The organism is Seonamhaeicola sp. NFXS20 (genome assembly GCF_049132085.1).
Classification (GTDB): domain Bacteria; phylum Bacteroidota; class Bacteroidia; order Flavobacteriales; family Flavobacteriaceae; genus Seonamhaeicola.
This window is the reverse complement of the sequence record NZ_JAFMPU010000005.1, coordinates 179,933-193,790: the sequence shown is the minus strand read 5'-3', so window position 1 is coordinate 193,790 and position 13,858 is coordinate 179,933. Positions and strand designations below refer to the sequence as shown.

The 13,858-nt window shown below is 33.6% G+C and carries 24 protein-coding genes; 1 reads left to right on the top strand and 23 read right to left on the bottom strand.

Translation table 11 applies throughout. The annotated features are described in order from the left end of the window. Positions 1 to 3: 3 nt before the first annotated feature. The 23 genes from rpmD to rpsL all read right to left on the bottom strand — a co-directional run bounded on the left by rpmD (position 4) and on the right by rpsL (position 11,818). A complete protein-coding gene (rpmD, locus tag J1D01_RS09590; RefSeq protein ID WP_076698017.1) occupies positions 4 to 186 on the bottom strand; it encodes a 50S ribosomal protein L30 in 183 nt (60 codons plus the stop codon). Between the two features lie 11 nt (positions 187 to 197). Further along, positions 198 to 722 (bottom strand): 30S ribosomal protein S5, encoded by a 525-nt coding sequence (rpsE, locus tag J1D01_RS09585; RefSeq protein ID WP_116038977.1) that lies wholly within the window; start codon positions 720 to 722, stop codon positions 198 to 200. Between the two features lie 6 nt (positions 723 to 728). Then, complete coding sequence (rplR, locus tag J1D01_RS09580; RefSeq protein ID WP_076698020.1) at positions 729 to 1,085, bottom strand: 50S ribosomal protein L18; 357 nt, start codon at positions 1,083 to 1,085, stop codon at positions 729 to 731. Between the two features lie 10 nt (positions 1,086 to 1,095). After that, positions 1,096 to 1,638 (bottom strand): 50S ribosomal protein L6, encoded by a 543-nt coding sequence (gene rplF / locus J1D01_RS09575; RefSeq protein WP_421150666.1) that lies wholly within the window; start codon positions 1,636 to 1,638, stop codon positions 1,096 to 1,098. Positions 1,639 to 1,653: 15 nt separating this feature from the next. Beyond that, positions 1,654 to 2,052 carry a 30S ribosomal protein S8 gene (rpsH, locus tag J1D01_RS09570; RefSeq protein WP_421150665.1) on the bottom strand — a complete coding sequence of 133 codons (399 nt, stop codon included), beginning with the start codon at positions 2,050 to 2,052 and terminating at the stop codon, positions 1,654 to 1,656. 72 nt (positions 2,053 to 2,124) lie between these two features. After that, positions 2,125 to 2,394, bottom strand: coding sequence for a 30S ribosomal protein S14 (rpsN, locus tag J1D01_RS09565; protein WP_076698025.1), 270 nt, complete (start codon positions 2,392 to 2,394; stop codon positions 2,125 to 2,127). A 3-nt stretch (positions 2,395 to 2,397) separates the two neighbouring features. Then, entirely contained in the window at positions 2,398 to 2,949 is a 552-nt protein-coding gene (rplE, locus tag J1D01_RS09560; RefSeq protein ID WP_345005273.1) for a 50S ribosomal protein L5, read from the bottom strand. Between the two features lie 2 nt (positions 2,950 to 2,951). After that, positions 2,952 to 3,263, bottom strand: coding sequence for a 50S ribosomal protein L24 (rplX, locus tag J1D01_RS09555; RefSeq protein WP_076698028.1), 312 nt, complete (start codon positions 3,261 to 3,263; stop codon positions 2,952 to 2,954). Between the two features lie 13 nt (positions 3,264 to 3,276). Continuing rightward, entirely contained in the window at positions 3,277 to 3,645 is a 369-nt protein-coding gene (gene rplN, locus J1D01_RS09550; protein ID WP_130937892.1) for a 50S ribosomal protein L14, read from the bottom strand. Positions 3,646 to 3,647: 2 nt separating this feature from the next. After that, positions 3,648 to 3,905 carry a 30S ribosomal protein S17 gene (gene rpsQ / locus J1D01_RS09545; RefSeq protein WP_139001948.1) on the bottom strand — a complete coding sequence of 86 codons (258 nt, stop codon included), beginning with the start codon at positions 3,903 to 3,905 and terminating at the stop codon, positions 3,648 to 3,650. Between the two features lie 12 nt (positions 3,906 to 3,917). After that, the gene (gene rpmC, locus J1D01_RS09540) at positions 3,918 to 4,109 is read right to left on the bottom strand and encodes a 50S ribosomal protein L29 (protein ID WP_421150664.1); all 192 of its coding nucleotides are present in this window, start codon (positions 4,107 to 4,109) and stop codon (positions 3,918 to 3,920) included. Between the two features lie 13 nt (positions 4,110 to 4,122). Then, a complete protein-coding gene (rplP, locus tag J1D01_RS09535) occupies positions 4,123 to 4,542 on the bottom strand; it encodes a 50S ribosomal protein L16 (protein ID WP_421150663.1) in 420 nt (139 codons plus the stop codon). Between the two features lie 19 nt (positions 4,543 to 4,561). Beyond that, the gene (gene rpsC / locus J1D01_RS09530; protein ID WP_076698034.1) at positions 4,562 to 5,269 is read right to left on the bottom strand and encodes a 30S ribosomal protein S3; all 708 of its coding nucleotides are present in this window, start codon (positions 5,267 to 5,269) and stop codon (positions 4,562 to 4,564) included. Between the two features lie 9 nt (positions 5,270 to 5,278). Next, positions 5,279 to 5,686, bottom strand: coding sequence for a 50S ribosomal protein L22 (gene rplV / locus J1D01_RS09525; RefSeq protein WP_421150662.1), 408 nt, complete (start codon positions 5,684 to 5,686; stop codon positions 5,279 to 5,281). A 5-nt stretch (positions 5,687 to 5,691) separates the two neighbouring features. After that, entirely contained in the window at positions 5,692 to 5,970 is a 279-nt protein-coding gene (gene rpsS, locus J1D01_RS09520; RefSeq protein ID WP_027880209.1) for a 30S ribosomal protein S19, read from the bottom strand. Between the two features lie 3 nt (positions 5,971 to 5,973). Next, positions 5,974 to 6,801, bottom strand: coding sequence for a 50S ribosomal protein L2 (rplB, locus tag J1D01_RS09515; RefSeq protein ID WP_421150661.1), 828 nt, complete (start codon positions 6,799 to 6,801; stop codon positions 5,974 to 5,976). A 5-nt stretch (positions 6,802 to 6,806) separates the two neighbouring features. Then, complete coding sequence (gene rplW, locus J1D01_RS09510; protein ID WP_406684789.1) at positions 6,807 to 7,097, bottom strand: 50S ribosomal protein L23; 291 nt, start codon at positions 7,095 to 7,097, stop codon at positions 6,807 to 6,809. A gap of 7 nt (positions 7,098 to 7,104) precedes the next feature. Further along, positions 7,105 to 7,734: a 50S ribosomal protein L4 gene (rplD, locus tag J1D01_RS09505; RefSeq protein WP_421150660.1), complete on the bottom strand. Its 630-nt coding sequence runs from the start codon at positions 7,732 to 7,734 to the stop codon at positions 7,105 to 7,107. Next, positions 7,734 to 8,351, bottom strand: coding sequence for a 50S ribosomal protein L3 (rplC, locus tag J1D01_RS09500; RefSeq protein WP_421150659.1), 618 nt, complete (start codon positions 8,349 to 8,351; stop codon positions 7,734 to 7,736). The genes rplD and rplC overlap by 1 nt, the downstream gene beginning before the upstream one ends. Before the next feature lie 145 nt (positions 8,352 to 8,496). Next, positions 8,497 to 8,802, bottom strand: a complete 306-nt coding sequence (gene rpsJ / locus J1D01_RS09495) for a 30S ribosomal protein S10 (RefSeq protein ID WP_007650482.1) — start codon at positions 8,800 to 8,802, stop codon at positions 8,497 to 8,499. Between the two features lie 11 nt (positions 8,803 to 8,813). Next, entirely contained in the window at positions 8,814 to 10,940 is a 2,127-nt protein-coding gene (gene fusA / locus J1D01_RS09490; protein ID WP_421150658.1) for an elongation factor G, read from the bottom strand. A 6-nt stretch (positions 10,941 to 10,946) separates the two neighbouring features. Then, positions 10,947 to 11,423, bottom strand: a complete 477-nt coding sequence (gene rpsG, locus J1D01_RS09485; protein ID WP_421150657.1) for a 30S ribosomal protein S7 — start codon at positions 11,421 to 11,423, stop codon at positions 10,947 to 10,949. A 20-nt stretch (positions 11,424 to 11,443) separates the two neighbouring features. Continuing rightward, positions 11,444 to 11,818 (bottom strand): 30S ribosomal protein S12, encoded by a 375-nt coding sequence (gene rpsL, locus J1D01_RS09480; protein ID WP_076698048.1) that lies wholly within the window; start codon positions 11,816 to 11,818, stop codon positions 11,444 to 11,446. A 410-nt stretch (positions 11,819 to 12,228) separates the two neighbouring features. Between rpsL and J1D01_RS09475 the strand changes: the two genes are divergently transcribed. Then, entirely contained in the window at positions 12,229 to 13,767 is a 1,539-nt protein-coding gene (locus tag J1D01_RS09475) for a POTRA domain-containing protein (RefSeq protein ID WP_421150656.1), read from the top strand. Positions 13,768 to 13,858: the final 91 nt, after the last annotated feature.

Sequence of the window (13,858 nt, the reverse complement as noted above, 5' to 3'; positions counted from 1 at the left end):
GTATTATTTTGCTTCTTCAACAGAAACTAAATGTGAAACTTTAGCAATCATTCCAAGAATGTTTGGAGTTGCCTCGTGTTCTTTAACTTGTCCAATCTTTTTAAGACCAAGAGCTTCTAAAGTTCTTTTTTGTCTTTGCGTACGATTGATAGCGCTTTTAACCTTTGTTACTTTAATCTTTCCCATGATTGATTTTATTAAGCGTTAAAAACTTTTTCAAGTGAAATACCTCTATCTTTAGCAATGGTATTAGCGTCTCTTAATTGTAATAAAGCATCAAATGTTGCTTTTACAACGTTATGTGGGTTAGATGACCCTTGAGATTTTGATAATACATCATGTACACCAACTGCTTCTAGAACTGTTCTTACAGCACCCCCAGCAATTACACCTGTACCAGGAGCAGCAGGAATAATGTTTACTCTTGCACCACCATATTTACCTTTTTGCTCATGTGGTAAAGTTCCTTTTCTTATAGGAATTCGTACTAGGTTTTTCTTAGCATCCTCAACAGCTTTTGCAATTGCACTAGCAACGTCTTTAGATTTACCTAACCCTTGTCCTACAACACCAGCCTCATCACCAACTACTACAATTGCTGAGAAACCAAATGCTCTACCACCTTTAGTTACTTTTGTAACTCTTTGTACACCAACTAAACGATCTTTAAGATCTAATCCACCTGGTTTTACTAATTCTGCACTTTTATAATTTTGATACATAATTTCTTAGAATTTAAGTCCTGCTTCTCTAGCGCCGTCAGCTAATGATTTTACTCTTCCGTGGTATAAGTACCCTCCTCTATCAAAAGCAATAGTTTCAACACCAGCTTTTAAAGCTTTTTCTGCAATTGCTTTTCCTACTAAAGCTGCTTTTTCAATTTTAGTACCTTTTGCAGAACTAATTTCTTTATCTCTTGAAGATGCAGCACTAATAGTATTACCAGTTACATCATCTACAATTTGAGCATAAATTTCTTTATTGCTTCTATAAACAGCTAATCTTGGTCTTGCTTCTGTACCAGAAACAACCTTACGGATTCTGTTTTTTATTCTTAATCTTCTTTGATTCTTTGTTAATGCCATAACTAATTTATTAAGCTGATTTACCTGCTTTTCTTCTTATTTCTTCACCAACAAACTTGATACCTTTACCTTTGTATGGTTCTGGTTTTCTGAAACCACGAATTTTAGCTGCTACTTGTCCAACAAGTTGCTTATCATGAGAGGTTAGTTTAACTATAGGGTTTTTACCTTTTTCACTTACTGTTTCAACTTTAACTTCTGGAGCTAAACTCATAACAATATTATGTGAAAAACCTAAAGCTAAATCTAGTTTTTGACCTTGATTACTAGCTCTGTAACCTACACCTACTAACTCTAATTCTTTGGTCCATCCTTTTGACACACCTTTAATCATGTTATTAATTAAAGATCTGTACAAACCATGTTTAGATTTATTATCTTTATTTTCAGCTGAACGTGTAACGTAAACATTACCTTCTTCAACTTTAACATTTACAGTATCAAAATTTTGAGTTAATTCTCCTAATTTACCTTTAACTGTAATTACGTTATCTTTTACATCTACAGTAACTCCTTCTGGAATTGCAACTGGGTTATTTCCTATTCTACTCATGTCTTTCTCCCTTTTTTAGTAAACGTAACATAAAACTTCTCCACCCACATTATCTCTTTTGGCTTGTTTACCTGTCATTACTCCATGAGAAGTAGAAACGATAGCTATACCAAGACCATTAAGAATTCTAGGTAATTCTTTTGCACCAGCATACTTACGTAAACCTGGTTTACTTATTCTTTGAATTTTCTTAATTACAGGCTCTTTAGTAACACTATTATATTTAAGTGCAATTTTAATAGTGCCTTGTGTTGTAGAATCATCAAATTTATAACTTAAAATATATCCTTGTTCGAATAATATTTTAGTCATGTCTTTCTTTAAATTAGAAGCAGGAATCTCTACCACTCTGTGGCCAGCACGCACCGCGTTTCTAATTCTTGTTAAATAATCCGCAATTGGATCTGTGTACATAATTAATTGATTTAGTGATTTTGGTTTTCAGTGTTGGTTACTGAACCTTAAATCTGATTATTTTAAATAATATTACCAACTAGCTTTTCTAACACCAGGAATAAGGCCTTTGTTTGCCATTTCTCTAAACATTACACGAGAAATACCAAAATCTCTCATGTATCCTTTAGGTCTTCCTGTTAATTTACATCTATTATGCATGCGAATAGGAGAAGCATTTTTTGGTAACTTTTGCAATGCTTCATAATCTCCAGCTTCTTTTAAAGCTTTACGTTTTGCAGCATATTTAGCTACTGTTTTAGCTCTTTTTACCTCACGGGCTTTCATTGATTCTTTAGCCATGTCTTAGTTCTTTTTAAAAGGTAATCCTAATTCGGTTAATAATGATTTTGCTTCTTTATCTGTTTCGGCAGATGTTACAAATGTAATATCCATTCCAGAGATTTTATTAACTTTATCAATATTAATTTCTGGGAATATTATTTGTTCAGTAATTCCTAAGTTGTAATTACCTCTTCCGTCAAAACCTGTAGCTTTAATTCCGTTAAAATCTCTTACTCGTGGTAAAGCAGACGTTACTAAACGGTCTAAAAACTCATACATTCTTTCGCCACGTAAAGTAACTTTAGCTCCAATTGGCATACCTTTACGTAATTTAAAGGACGCAACGTCTTTCTTTGAAATAGTTGCTACAGCTTTTTGTCCAGAAATTGTAGTCAACTCTTCTACTGCGTAGTCAATTAACTTTTTATCGGCAACGGCTGCACCTACTCCTTTAGAAATAACTATTTTTTCTAGTTTAGGAACTTGCATTACATTTTTGTATCCAAATTCTTCTGTAAGAGCTGCAATTACTCTGCTTTTATACTCTTCTTTAAGTCTTGGTGAATATGCCATAACTATATTACTTCATTAGATTTTACTGAAAATCTCACTTTCTTATCACCTTCTATTCTGAACCCAACTCTTGTTGTTTCTCCTGAAGAAGTTAACAATGATAAGTTAGATATATGAATTGGTGCTTCTTTTTCTACAATACCACCTTGAGGGTTTTGTGCACTTGGTTTGGTGTGTTTTTTCACCATGTTCACGCCTTCTACTATGGCTTTGTTTGTATCTTTAAATACCTTTTGTACTTTACCTTCAGATCCTTTGTGGTCTCCGGCAATTACTCTTACGGTATCTCCTGATTTAATTTTAAGCTTTGTCATCTTAAATAATGTATTAAAGCACCTCTGGTGCTAATGATACAATCTTCATGAATTGTTTATCACGAAGTTCTCTTGCAACAGGACCAAATACACGTGTTCCTCTCATTTCACCTGTTGGGTTTAATAAAACACATGCGTTATCATCAAATCTAATATAAGATCCGTCTGGTCTTCTTACTTCCTTTACGGTACGCACTACTACTGCAGTAGAAACTGCTCCCTTTTTAATGTTTCCATTAGGAGTTGCATCTTTAACAGAAACAACTATTTTGTCTCCTACAGAAGCGTATCTTCTTTTAGTACCACCTAGAACACGTATTGTTAATACTTCTTTTGCTCCAGTGTTATCTGCTACTTTAAGTCTTGATTCTTGTTGTACCATAATTACTTAGCTCTTTCAATTATTTCAACTAATCTCCAACATTTAGATTTACTTAAAGGACGTGTTTCCATAATCCTTACTGTATCTCCTTCGTTGCAGTCGTTTTGTTCATCGTGTGCAACGTACTTCTTCGTTTTTAAAACGAATTTTCCATACATAGGGTGTTTTACTTTTTTAACCTCAGAAACCACAATAGATTTCTGCATTTTGTTACTAGTAACAACTCCTATACGTTCTTTTCTTAAATTTCTTGTTTCCATCTTTCAGCAGAATTATTGTAAATCTCTTTTAGTTAATTCAGTTGCAATTCTAGCTACTGTTCTTCTAACAGAACGTAATTGAATTGGGTTTTCTAAAGGAGATATTGCATGAGCCAATTTTAGGTCTGAATAACTTTTTTTAGTCTCACCAAGTTTTTCTTGTAACTCAGCTGTAGATAATTCTTTAATTTCTGATTGTTTCATAATATCAAATAAATTATGCTTCGTAATCGCGAGCAATTATAAACTTAGTTTTTACTGGTAATTTTTGAGCTGCTAAACGTAATGCTTCTTTAGCTACGTCTACAGGCACACCACCAATTTCAAATAAAACGCGTCCTGGTTTTACAACAGCTACCCAATACTCTACAGCACCTTTACCTTTACCCATACGTACTTCAAGAGGCTTTTTTGTAATTGGCTTGTCTGGAAAAATTTTAATCCAAAGCGACCCTTCTCTTTTCATGTAACGTGTAGCGGCAATACGTGCAGCTTCAATTTGACGTGATGTTATAAACTTAGAATCTAGTGCTTTTATACCGAAAGTTCCGTTTGAAAGTTGGTTTCCTCTTTGAGAAAGACCTTTCATACGTCCCTTCTGTTGCTTACGAAATTTTGTTCTTTTAGGCTGTAACATGTTTCTTTACTTTAAAAAATTACTTTCTACGACGAGGATTTTTTCCACGCCCACCTTTTCCTTGCTTCTTAGATAAACCAACAAGCGGAGAAAGCTCTCTTTTACCATATACTTCACCTTTCATGATCCATACTTTTACACCTAATCTACCGTAAGTAGTATGGGCTTCTACTAAAGCATAGTCAATATCGGCTCTAAATGTTGATAAAGGAATACGTCCTTCTTTATAATGCTCGCTACGTGCCATTTCAGCACCATTTAAACGACCACTAATTTGAATTTTGATTCCTTCAGCATTCATACGCATAGTAGCAGCGATAGCCATCTTTATTGCACGACGGTATGAAATTCTGTTTTCAATTTGTCTTGCAATACTTGATGCTACTAAATACGCATCTAGTTCAGGTCTTTTAATTTCAAAAATGTTAATCTGAACTTCTTTTCCAGTAATTTTTTTAAGCTCTTCTTTTAACTTGTCTACCTCTTGACCGCCTTTACCAATAATGATACCTGGGCGAGCTGTAGTGATAGTAACGGTTACAAGCTTAAGCGTTCTCTCAATAATTACTCTACTTACACTAGCTTTAGATAAACGCGCGTGAACGTATTTTCTAATTTTATCGTCTTCGGCAAGCTTATCGCCATAATCATTTCCTCCGTACCAGTTAGATTCCCATCCTCTGATAATTCCTAAGCGATTTCCGATTGGATTTGTTTTTTGTCCCATACTTCTATCTTAGCTTTGTGTGTTATTGTTAGCTCCTACCACTAATGTTACGTGGTTAGAACGTTTTCTTATTCTGTGTGCACGACCTTGAGGTGCTGGACGCAATCTTTTTAACATTGATCCGCCATCTACTCTAATCTCTTTTACAAATAATTCAGCCGACTCTACATCTGCATCTTCGTTTTTAGCTTGCCAGTTAGCAATTGCTGAAAGTAATAACTTTTCTAAACGATTTGATGCTTCTTTTTGACTAAATTTTAAGATATTAAGTGCTTTTTCAACGCTTTCACCTCTTACTAAATCGGCTACTAAACGCATTTTTCTTGGTGACGTAGGACAGTTATTAAGTTTAGCAAAAGCTACTTGCTTTTTACTTTCCTTAATAGCGTCTGCCATTTGTTTTTTACGACTTCCCATAGCTCTTATTTTTTACCTTTATTTTTAGCACCTGCATGTCCACGGAATGAACGTGTTGGTGAAAACTCTCCTAATTTATGACCTACCATATTTTCTGTTACATAAACTGGAACAAATTGACGGCCATTGTGTACTGCTATAGTTTGCCCTACAAAATCTGGAGTAATCATAGAGGCTCTAGACCAAGTTTTGATTACTGTTTTTTTGTTAGCTTCTACATTAGCAGCTACCTTTTTTTCTAATTTATAATGAACGTATGGTCCTTTTTTTAGTGATCTTGCCATGTTTTATTTCTTTCTACGTTCTACAATATATTTATTACTCGCTTTTGTTTTAGAACGGGTTCTATAACCTTTTGCAGGTATACCATTTCTAGAACGTGGGTGTCCACCAGAAGCTCTACCTTCACCACCTCCCATTGGGTGATCTACTGGGTTCATTCTAACTGGATTAGTACGTGGTCTTCTTCCTAACCATCTTGTTCTACCCGCTTTACCACCAACTAATAATTGATGATCTGAATTAGATACAACACCTATAGTTGCCATACAAGCTGCTAACACTAAACGTGTTTCACCTGACGGTAATTTAATGGTTGCAAACTTACCATCTCTTGCCATTAATTGAGCAAATGCACCGGCACTACGCGCCATAACAGCACCTTGTCCTGGGCGTAACTCTACACAAGAAATAATAGTTCCTAATGGAATTTCACTTAATGGCATTGCATTACCTATTTCTGGAGCAACACCAGACTCACCAGACACTACATTTTGCCCAACTTGTAAACCATTTTGAGCAATAATATATCTTTTTTCACCATCTTGATAATTCAATAAAGCAATAAAAGCTGATCTGTTTGGATCGTATTCAATAGTTTTAACCTCTGCTGGAATACCAGTTTTGTTACGTTTAAAATCAATGATACGATACTTTTTCTTATGACCTCCACCTTTATAGCGCATGGTCATTTTTCCTTGACTGTTTCTACCACCTGAACGTTTTTTCGGAGCTAATAAGCTTTTCTCCGGCTTATCAGTAGTAATGGCGTCATACCCGTTTACTACTCTAAATCGCTGTCCTGGTGTGATTGGTTTTAATTTTCTTACTGACATTCTAATTACATATTAGCGTATAAATCAATCATTTCACCTTCCGCCAGTTGTACAATTGCTTTTTTAACAGCATTTGTTTTACCATGTTGAATACCAGTTTTTGTATACTTGGTACTACGATCTGGACGGACATTTATAGTACGAACTTTTTCAACAGAAACACCATATGTAGCTTCAACAGCTTTTTTGATTTCCACCTTGTTCGCCTTTGTATTCACCGCGAAAGTATAGCAGTTTCTTAACTCGCTATCAGCAGTCGCTTTTTCTGTGATTATAGGTTTAATTAAGATACTCATCTGTTTCTTATTTACTTAAGTTTGTTTCAATTCCTTCTAAAGCACCTTCTAAAAGCACTACTTGATTAGCGTTTAAAATCTTGTAAGTATTTAATTCTGTGTTAGTTATAACCTCAGAACCTTTTAAATTGCGCGATGACAAATATACGTTATTATTTGACCCACCCAACACAAACAAAGATTTTTTGTTTTCTAAGTCTAAAGCCTTTAAAACTGCTGTAAAGTTTTTAGTTTTTGGAGACTCAAAATTAAAGTCTTCTAAAACTGTTATTGACTTTTCATTAGCTTTAATTGATAAGGCAGACTTACGTGCTAATCTTTTTAAATTCTTATTAAGTTTGAAACTGTAGTTTCTTGGTCTTGGACCGAACATACGACCACCACCTTTAAAAACTCCAGACTTAATACTACCTGCTCTTGCAGTACCAGTTCCTTTTTGCTTTTTAATCTTACGCGTGCTACCAGCAATCTCTCCTCTTTCTTTAGATTTGTGAGTACCTTGACGTTGGTTAGCTAAATACTGTTTAACGTCTAAATATACCGCGTGATCATTTGGTTCAATAGCAAACACCTCTTTAGAAAGCTCTGCTTTTCTACCTGTGTCTTTTCCGTTTATATCTAAAACTGCTACTTTCATTACTTCTGAATTGTTACATAAGCGTTTTTGTGTCCAGGTACACAACCTTTAACAACAAGCAAGTTCTTTTCTGGAACTACTTTTAAAACTCTTAAATTTTGAACTTTCACTTTTTCACCACCCATTCTTCCGGCCATTTTCATACCTTTGAATACTCTTGCAGGATATGATGCAGCTCCAATAGAACCTGGTGCTCTTAAACGGTTATGTTGACCGTGAGTAGCTTGACCTACACCACCAAATCCGTGACGTTTTACAACACCTTGAAATCCTTTTCCTTTTGATGTTCCTGAGATATCAACAAATTCACCTTCAACAAAGTGTTCTACAGTGATTGCATCTCCTAATTTGTACTCCTCATCAAAACCTTTAAATTCAACAACCTTGCGTTTTACAGAAGTACCCGCTTTTTTAGCATGACCTAAGTCTGCTTTTGTAGCGCTTTTTTCTGTCGCGTCATCGAAACCTAATTGAACAGCTTTGTAACCGTCAACTTCTTCAGTTCTGACTTGGGTAACGATACATGGTCCAGCTTCGATTACTGTACAAGGAATATTCTTCCCGTTTTCATCAAAGATGCTGGTCATACCGATTTTTTTTCCAATTAACCCAGACATAATTTAATTATTAATTTATTTATTATTTATTTAAAAAAACTTCAGGGACAAAATACCTTTCGTCCCTGAAATGTATTTTATCCGTTTTTCCCGCGACCGCATCGGTGGGACATGTGAGATTCCGAAACAAGTTCGGAATTACAAATTACACTTTAATCTCTACTTCTACACCACTTGGTAACTCAAGCTTCATTAACGCATCAATAGTTTTTGATGACGAAGAGTAGATATCCAATAATCTTTTATAAGATGATAATTGGAATTGCTCTCTTGATTTCTTGTTTACGTGTGGAGAACGTAATACAGTAAAAATCTTTTTGTGAGTTGGTAAAGGAATTGGACCTGTAACAACAGCACCTGTACTTTTTACCGTTTTTACAATCTTATCAGCAGATTTATCTACTAAGTTGTGATCGTAAGATTTTAATTTTATTCTGATTTTTTGACTCATTTTCTTAGATTTTAAGCTTCAACACCTTTAGCATTTTTAATTACTTCCTCAGATATATTAGATGGTGTTTCAGCATAATGTGAAAATTCCATTGTAGAAGTTGCTCTACCAGATGATAAGGTACGTAAAGCTGTTACATAACCAAACATTTCTGATAATGGAACATCGGCTTTAACAACTTTAGATCCAGCCCTATCTCCCATATCATTAACTTGACCACGACGTCTGTTTAAGTCACCTACTATATCACCCATATTTTCTTCTGGAGTAAGTACTTCTAACTTCATGATTGGTTCCATGATTACTGCTTTAGCAGCTTTAGCTGCTGCTTTAAATCCTAATTTAGCAGCTAATTCGAATGATAATTGATCTGAATCTACATCGTGATAAGATCCATCTGTCAAAGTAACTTTCATAGCATCTACCTCATAACCTGCTAATGGTCCATTTTGCATTGCCATTTTAAATCCTTTTTCAACTGAAGGTATAAATTCTTTAGGAACGTTACCACCTTTAATTTCAGAAATGAATTCAAGACCTTGTTTTCCTTCTTCAGCAGGCTCTATTGTAAATACAATATCTGCGAATTTTCCACGCCCACCAGATTGTTTCTTATAAACTTCTCTGTGTTCTGCACGTTGTGTAATTGCTTCTTTGTACTCAACTTGTGGTTGACCTTGGTTAACTTCAACCTTAAACTCACGTTTAAGACGGTCAACAATAATATCTAAGTGAAGCTCACCCATTCCAGAAATAATAGTCTGACCTGAAGCTTCATCTGTTCTTGCAGTAAATGTTGGATCTTCTTCAGCTAATTTAGCTAAAGCCATACCTAATTTATCAACATCTGCTTTTGTTTTTGGCTCAACAGCGATACCAATTACAGGATCTGGGAAATCCATAGATTCAAGAACTATTGGGTTCTTCTCATCAGATAACGTATCTCCTGTTTTAATATCTTTAAATCCTACAGCAGCACCTATATCTCCAGCTTCAATATAATCGATAGCATTTTGTTTGTTAGAGTGCATTTGGTAAATACGCGAAATACGCTCTTTTTTACCAGAACGATTATTTAACACATAAGAACCAGCATCTAAACGACCAGAATAAGCTCTAAAGAATGCTAAACGCCCTACAAAAGGATCTGTAGCAATTTTAAAAGCCAAAGCTGCAAATGGATCTTTAACATCTGGCTTACGCACAGCTTCTTCACCTGTATTAGGATCTGTACCTACAATATTATCTCTATCTGTTGGAGATGGCAAATAACGACATACAGCATCTAATAAGAACTGCACCCCTTTATTTTTAAACGCCGAACCACAAATCATAGGAATGATAGCCATATCCATTACAGCAGCTCTTAATGCAGCGTGCACTTCTTCTTCTGTAATAGAATCTTCATCTTCCATGAATTTCTCTAAAAGGTTCTCATCATAGGTAGCAACTTCTTCAATAAGTAATGCTCTGTATTTTTGAGCTTCTTCTTTTAATTCATCTGGAATTTCAACAACATCAAAAGTAGATCCTTGAGTTTCATCATGCCATATAATAGCTCTGTTTTTCACAAGATCTACAATTCCTTTAAAGTCTGCTTCATCACCAATATTTAAAACGATTGGTACTGCATTAGACTTTAACATATCTTTTACTTGTTGACATACAGCCATAAAGTTTGATCCTTGACGGTCCATTTTATTAACAAAACCAATTCTAGGAACTTTATAGTTATCAGCTAATCTCCAGTTAGTCTCAGATTGTGGCTCAACACCATCAACAGCTGAGAATAAAAACACTAAACCGTCTAATACACGTAAAGAACGATTTACTTCAACAGTAAAATCAACGTGACCCGGAGTGTCTATAATATTAAAATGATATCCTTTTGTATCAGGAGTTGGTTTTCCATTTTCTATTGGAAACTGCCAAGTACAAGTAGTTGCTGCAGAAGTAATTGTAATACCTCTTTCTTGCTCTTGCTCCATCCAGTCCATAGTTGCAGCACCATCATGTACCTCACCTATTTTGTGTGATACACCTGTATAATAAAGTATACGCTCTGTTGTTGTAGTTTTACCTGCATCAATATGAGCAGCAATACCTATATTTCTTGTATATTTTAAATCTCTAGCCATTTTTTATTAAAATCTAAAGTGAGAGAATGCTTTGTTTGCTTCCGCCATTTTGTGAGTATCAACTCTTTTCTTTACAGCAGCTCCTTCTTCTTTAGCCGCAGCTAAAATTTCAGCAGCCAATTTTTGAGCCATTGATTTTTCATTACGCTTGCGTGCATAACCAATTAACCACTTCATTGCTGTAGAAATTTTTCTATCTGGACGAATTTGCATTGGTATTTGAAAAGTAGCACCACCAACACGACGACTACGCACTTCTACGTGAGGCATCACATTTGATAAAGCATCTTTCCAAAGCTCCAAAGCTGTTTTTTCTTCATCTGTTTTTTTTGCATCTACAATATCAATAGCATCATAGAATACTTTAAAGGCTACAGACTTTTTTCCATCCCACATCATATTGTTTACAAAACGCGTAACCAACTGATCGTTAAATTTTGGATCTGGTAAAAGAGGTCTTTTCTTAGCTTGTCTTTTTCTCATGTCTTCTTCTTAAAGTTTAATTACTTTTTAGGGCGTTTTGCACCATACTTAGATCTACGTTGTGTTCTACCAGACACCCCTGCGGTATCTAATGCTCCACGAACAACGTGATATCTAACTCCTGGTAAATCTTTTACCCTTCCACCTCTAACCAATACTATCGAGTGCTCTTGTAAATTATGTCCTTCACCACCAATGTATGCATTAACCTCGTTTCCGTTTGTTAAACGCACCCTAGCTACCTTTCTCATTGCCGAGTTAGGTTTTTTAGGTGTTGTTGTGTAAACACGAGTACATACACCACGTCTTTGCGGACAAGAATCTAAAGCAGCCGATTTACTCTTCTTGGTTATTTTGGCTCTTCCTGTTCTTACTAATTGTGAAATTGTTGGCATATAAATTATTATATAAATTTAAAATCCTCTTCTTAGAGGGCTGCAAAGGTAGAAATTAAAATTAATAATTCAAACCCTAATTCATTAATTTTCAATTGAATTTAAATTTATACCTAAAAGTCATATTATATCTGTGGTTTTTCCGTTAGATTTACACAGCTATTTAAGTTAATTGTACAGTTAACTAGATTCTATTACAACAAAAATCACCTTTTTAAAGTTTGTAATTTGAATTCTTAAAATTAACTCTGTAAAATGTGAAGAATACCTATTTATTACTCCTTATTATATATACACTTTTTTCTGTAGAAACTAATTGTCAAAATTTAAAACTTAAAATAACTGGCAAATCCTTACTTGAAACTAAAATAATTGACTCTTTAAACTATCAAAAAACACACAATAATTTTTTGTCTTTAAAAACTGAAGTAAAAGCTATTCAAAAACTTCTAAATAACAAAGGGTTTATTGAAAACAAATTAATAGCTTTAAAAAAATTTAATGACACTATTTATAACGCCACTTTTCATTTAAAAAAACAATACAACACCATTCATATATATAACAAATCTTTTACCTCTAATGAGATTTTATCATTAGTTTCTGAAAAAATTTACGAGGACTATTTTGAATTGAAATTTACCGAAATTGAAAACGCCTTAAACATTATAAATTCTGAAATCTCAAAAGAAGGGCTCCCCTTTTCAAAATTAAAACTTTCAAATATTGAAGTTAAAGAAGATAATCGCTTAACAGCAGAACTTACAATTGATAAAAACCAAGAAAAAAGAACCATTAGCAATATTATTATTAAAGGTTATGAAAAGTTTCCAAAATCATATTTAAAACATTATTTAAAAATAAAACCTTCTGATGTTTTTGATTTAAATGATATAAAAAGTAAAACCGAACAACTTCAAAATCTTGGTTTCACTTCTGAAATAAAACCTCCAGAAGTTCTGTTCACTAAAGATTCAACAACTCTATATTTATATTTACAAAAAACTCAAAGCAATTCATTTGATGGCTTTTTAGGTTTTGGAACCAATGAAGACACCAACAAAATTCAATTTGACGGTTATTTAAATTTAAACTTAAATAACAACTTAAATTTTGGCGAATCTTTTAAATTACTTTACAAAAGTGATGAAAATGAGCAAAAAACATTTGACAGCAACCTAACTCTACCTTATATATTTAGATCTCCCATAGGGATAGATTTATCACTAAATATTTTTAAAAAAGACTCTACATTTACAACTGTAGAACAAACAGCTAAACTGCACTATCAAATTAATTCTAAACATAAAATTTATTCAGGATTACTATTTGAAGAATCAAACAGCCTCTTAAATGAAACCTCTTCATCATTAGTTACAGATTATAAGAAGAATTATTTTTCTTTTGGATATGAATTCTCAGAACCTCAAAACTACGATTTGTTATTCCCACTTAACTCCTATATATATATAGAAACAAATTTTGGAAATAGAGAAGACACCGATTACAAAGAAAAACAATCACTACTAACCATAAACGCATTTAAAATATTTAATCTAAATAGCAACAATAGTATTTACATTAGAACAAACGGCAGTATAATTAATTCAGACACATACTTTGAAAATGAACTATTAAGGTTTGGAGGCATAAATTCCATAAGAGGATTTGAAGAAAATAGCCTATTTGCAACTTTATATGGTTTAATTAATACAGAATACAGATTTAAACTTAATAATACAATCTACTTACATTCTGTAATTGATGCAGCATATTTTGAAAATAAGATTTCATCACATAATGAAAAACTATTTGGCTTTGGCTTTGGCTTTGGAATCCTCACTAAATCCGGACTATTTAAGCTTAATTATGCTAATGGCAAGAGTAAAAATCAACAATTCAAACTATCAAACTCTAAAGTACATATTAGCTTAACTACAATTTTTTAACAGAATTTAATATTTTCCTTAAAATTCAAACCTAATTAATTCATTTTGTTGATTTTTTTACACAAAAATCAAATTTTAACCATTATTTATT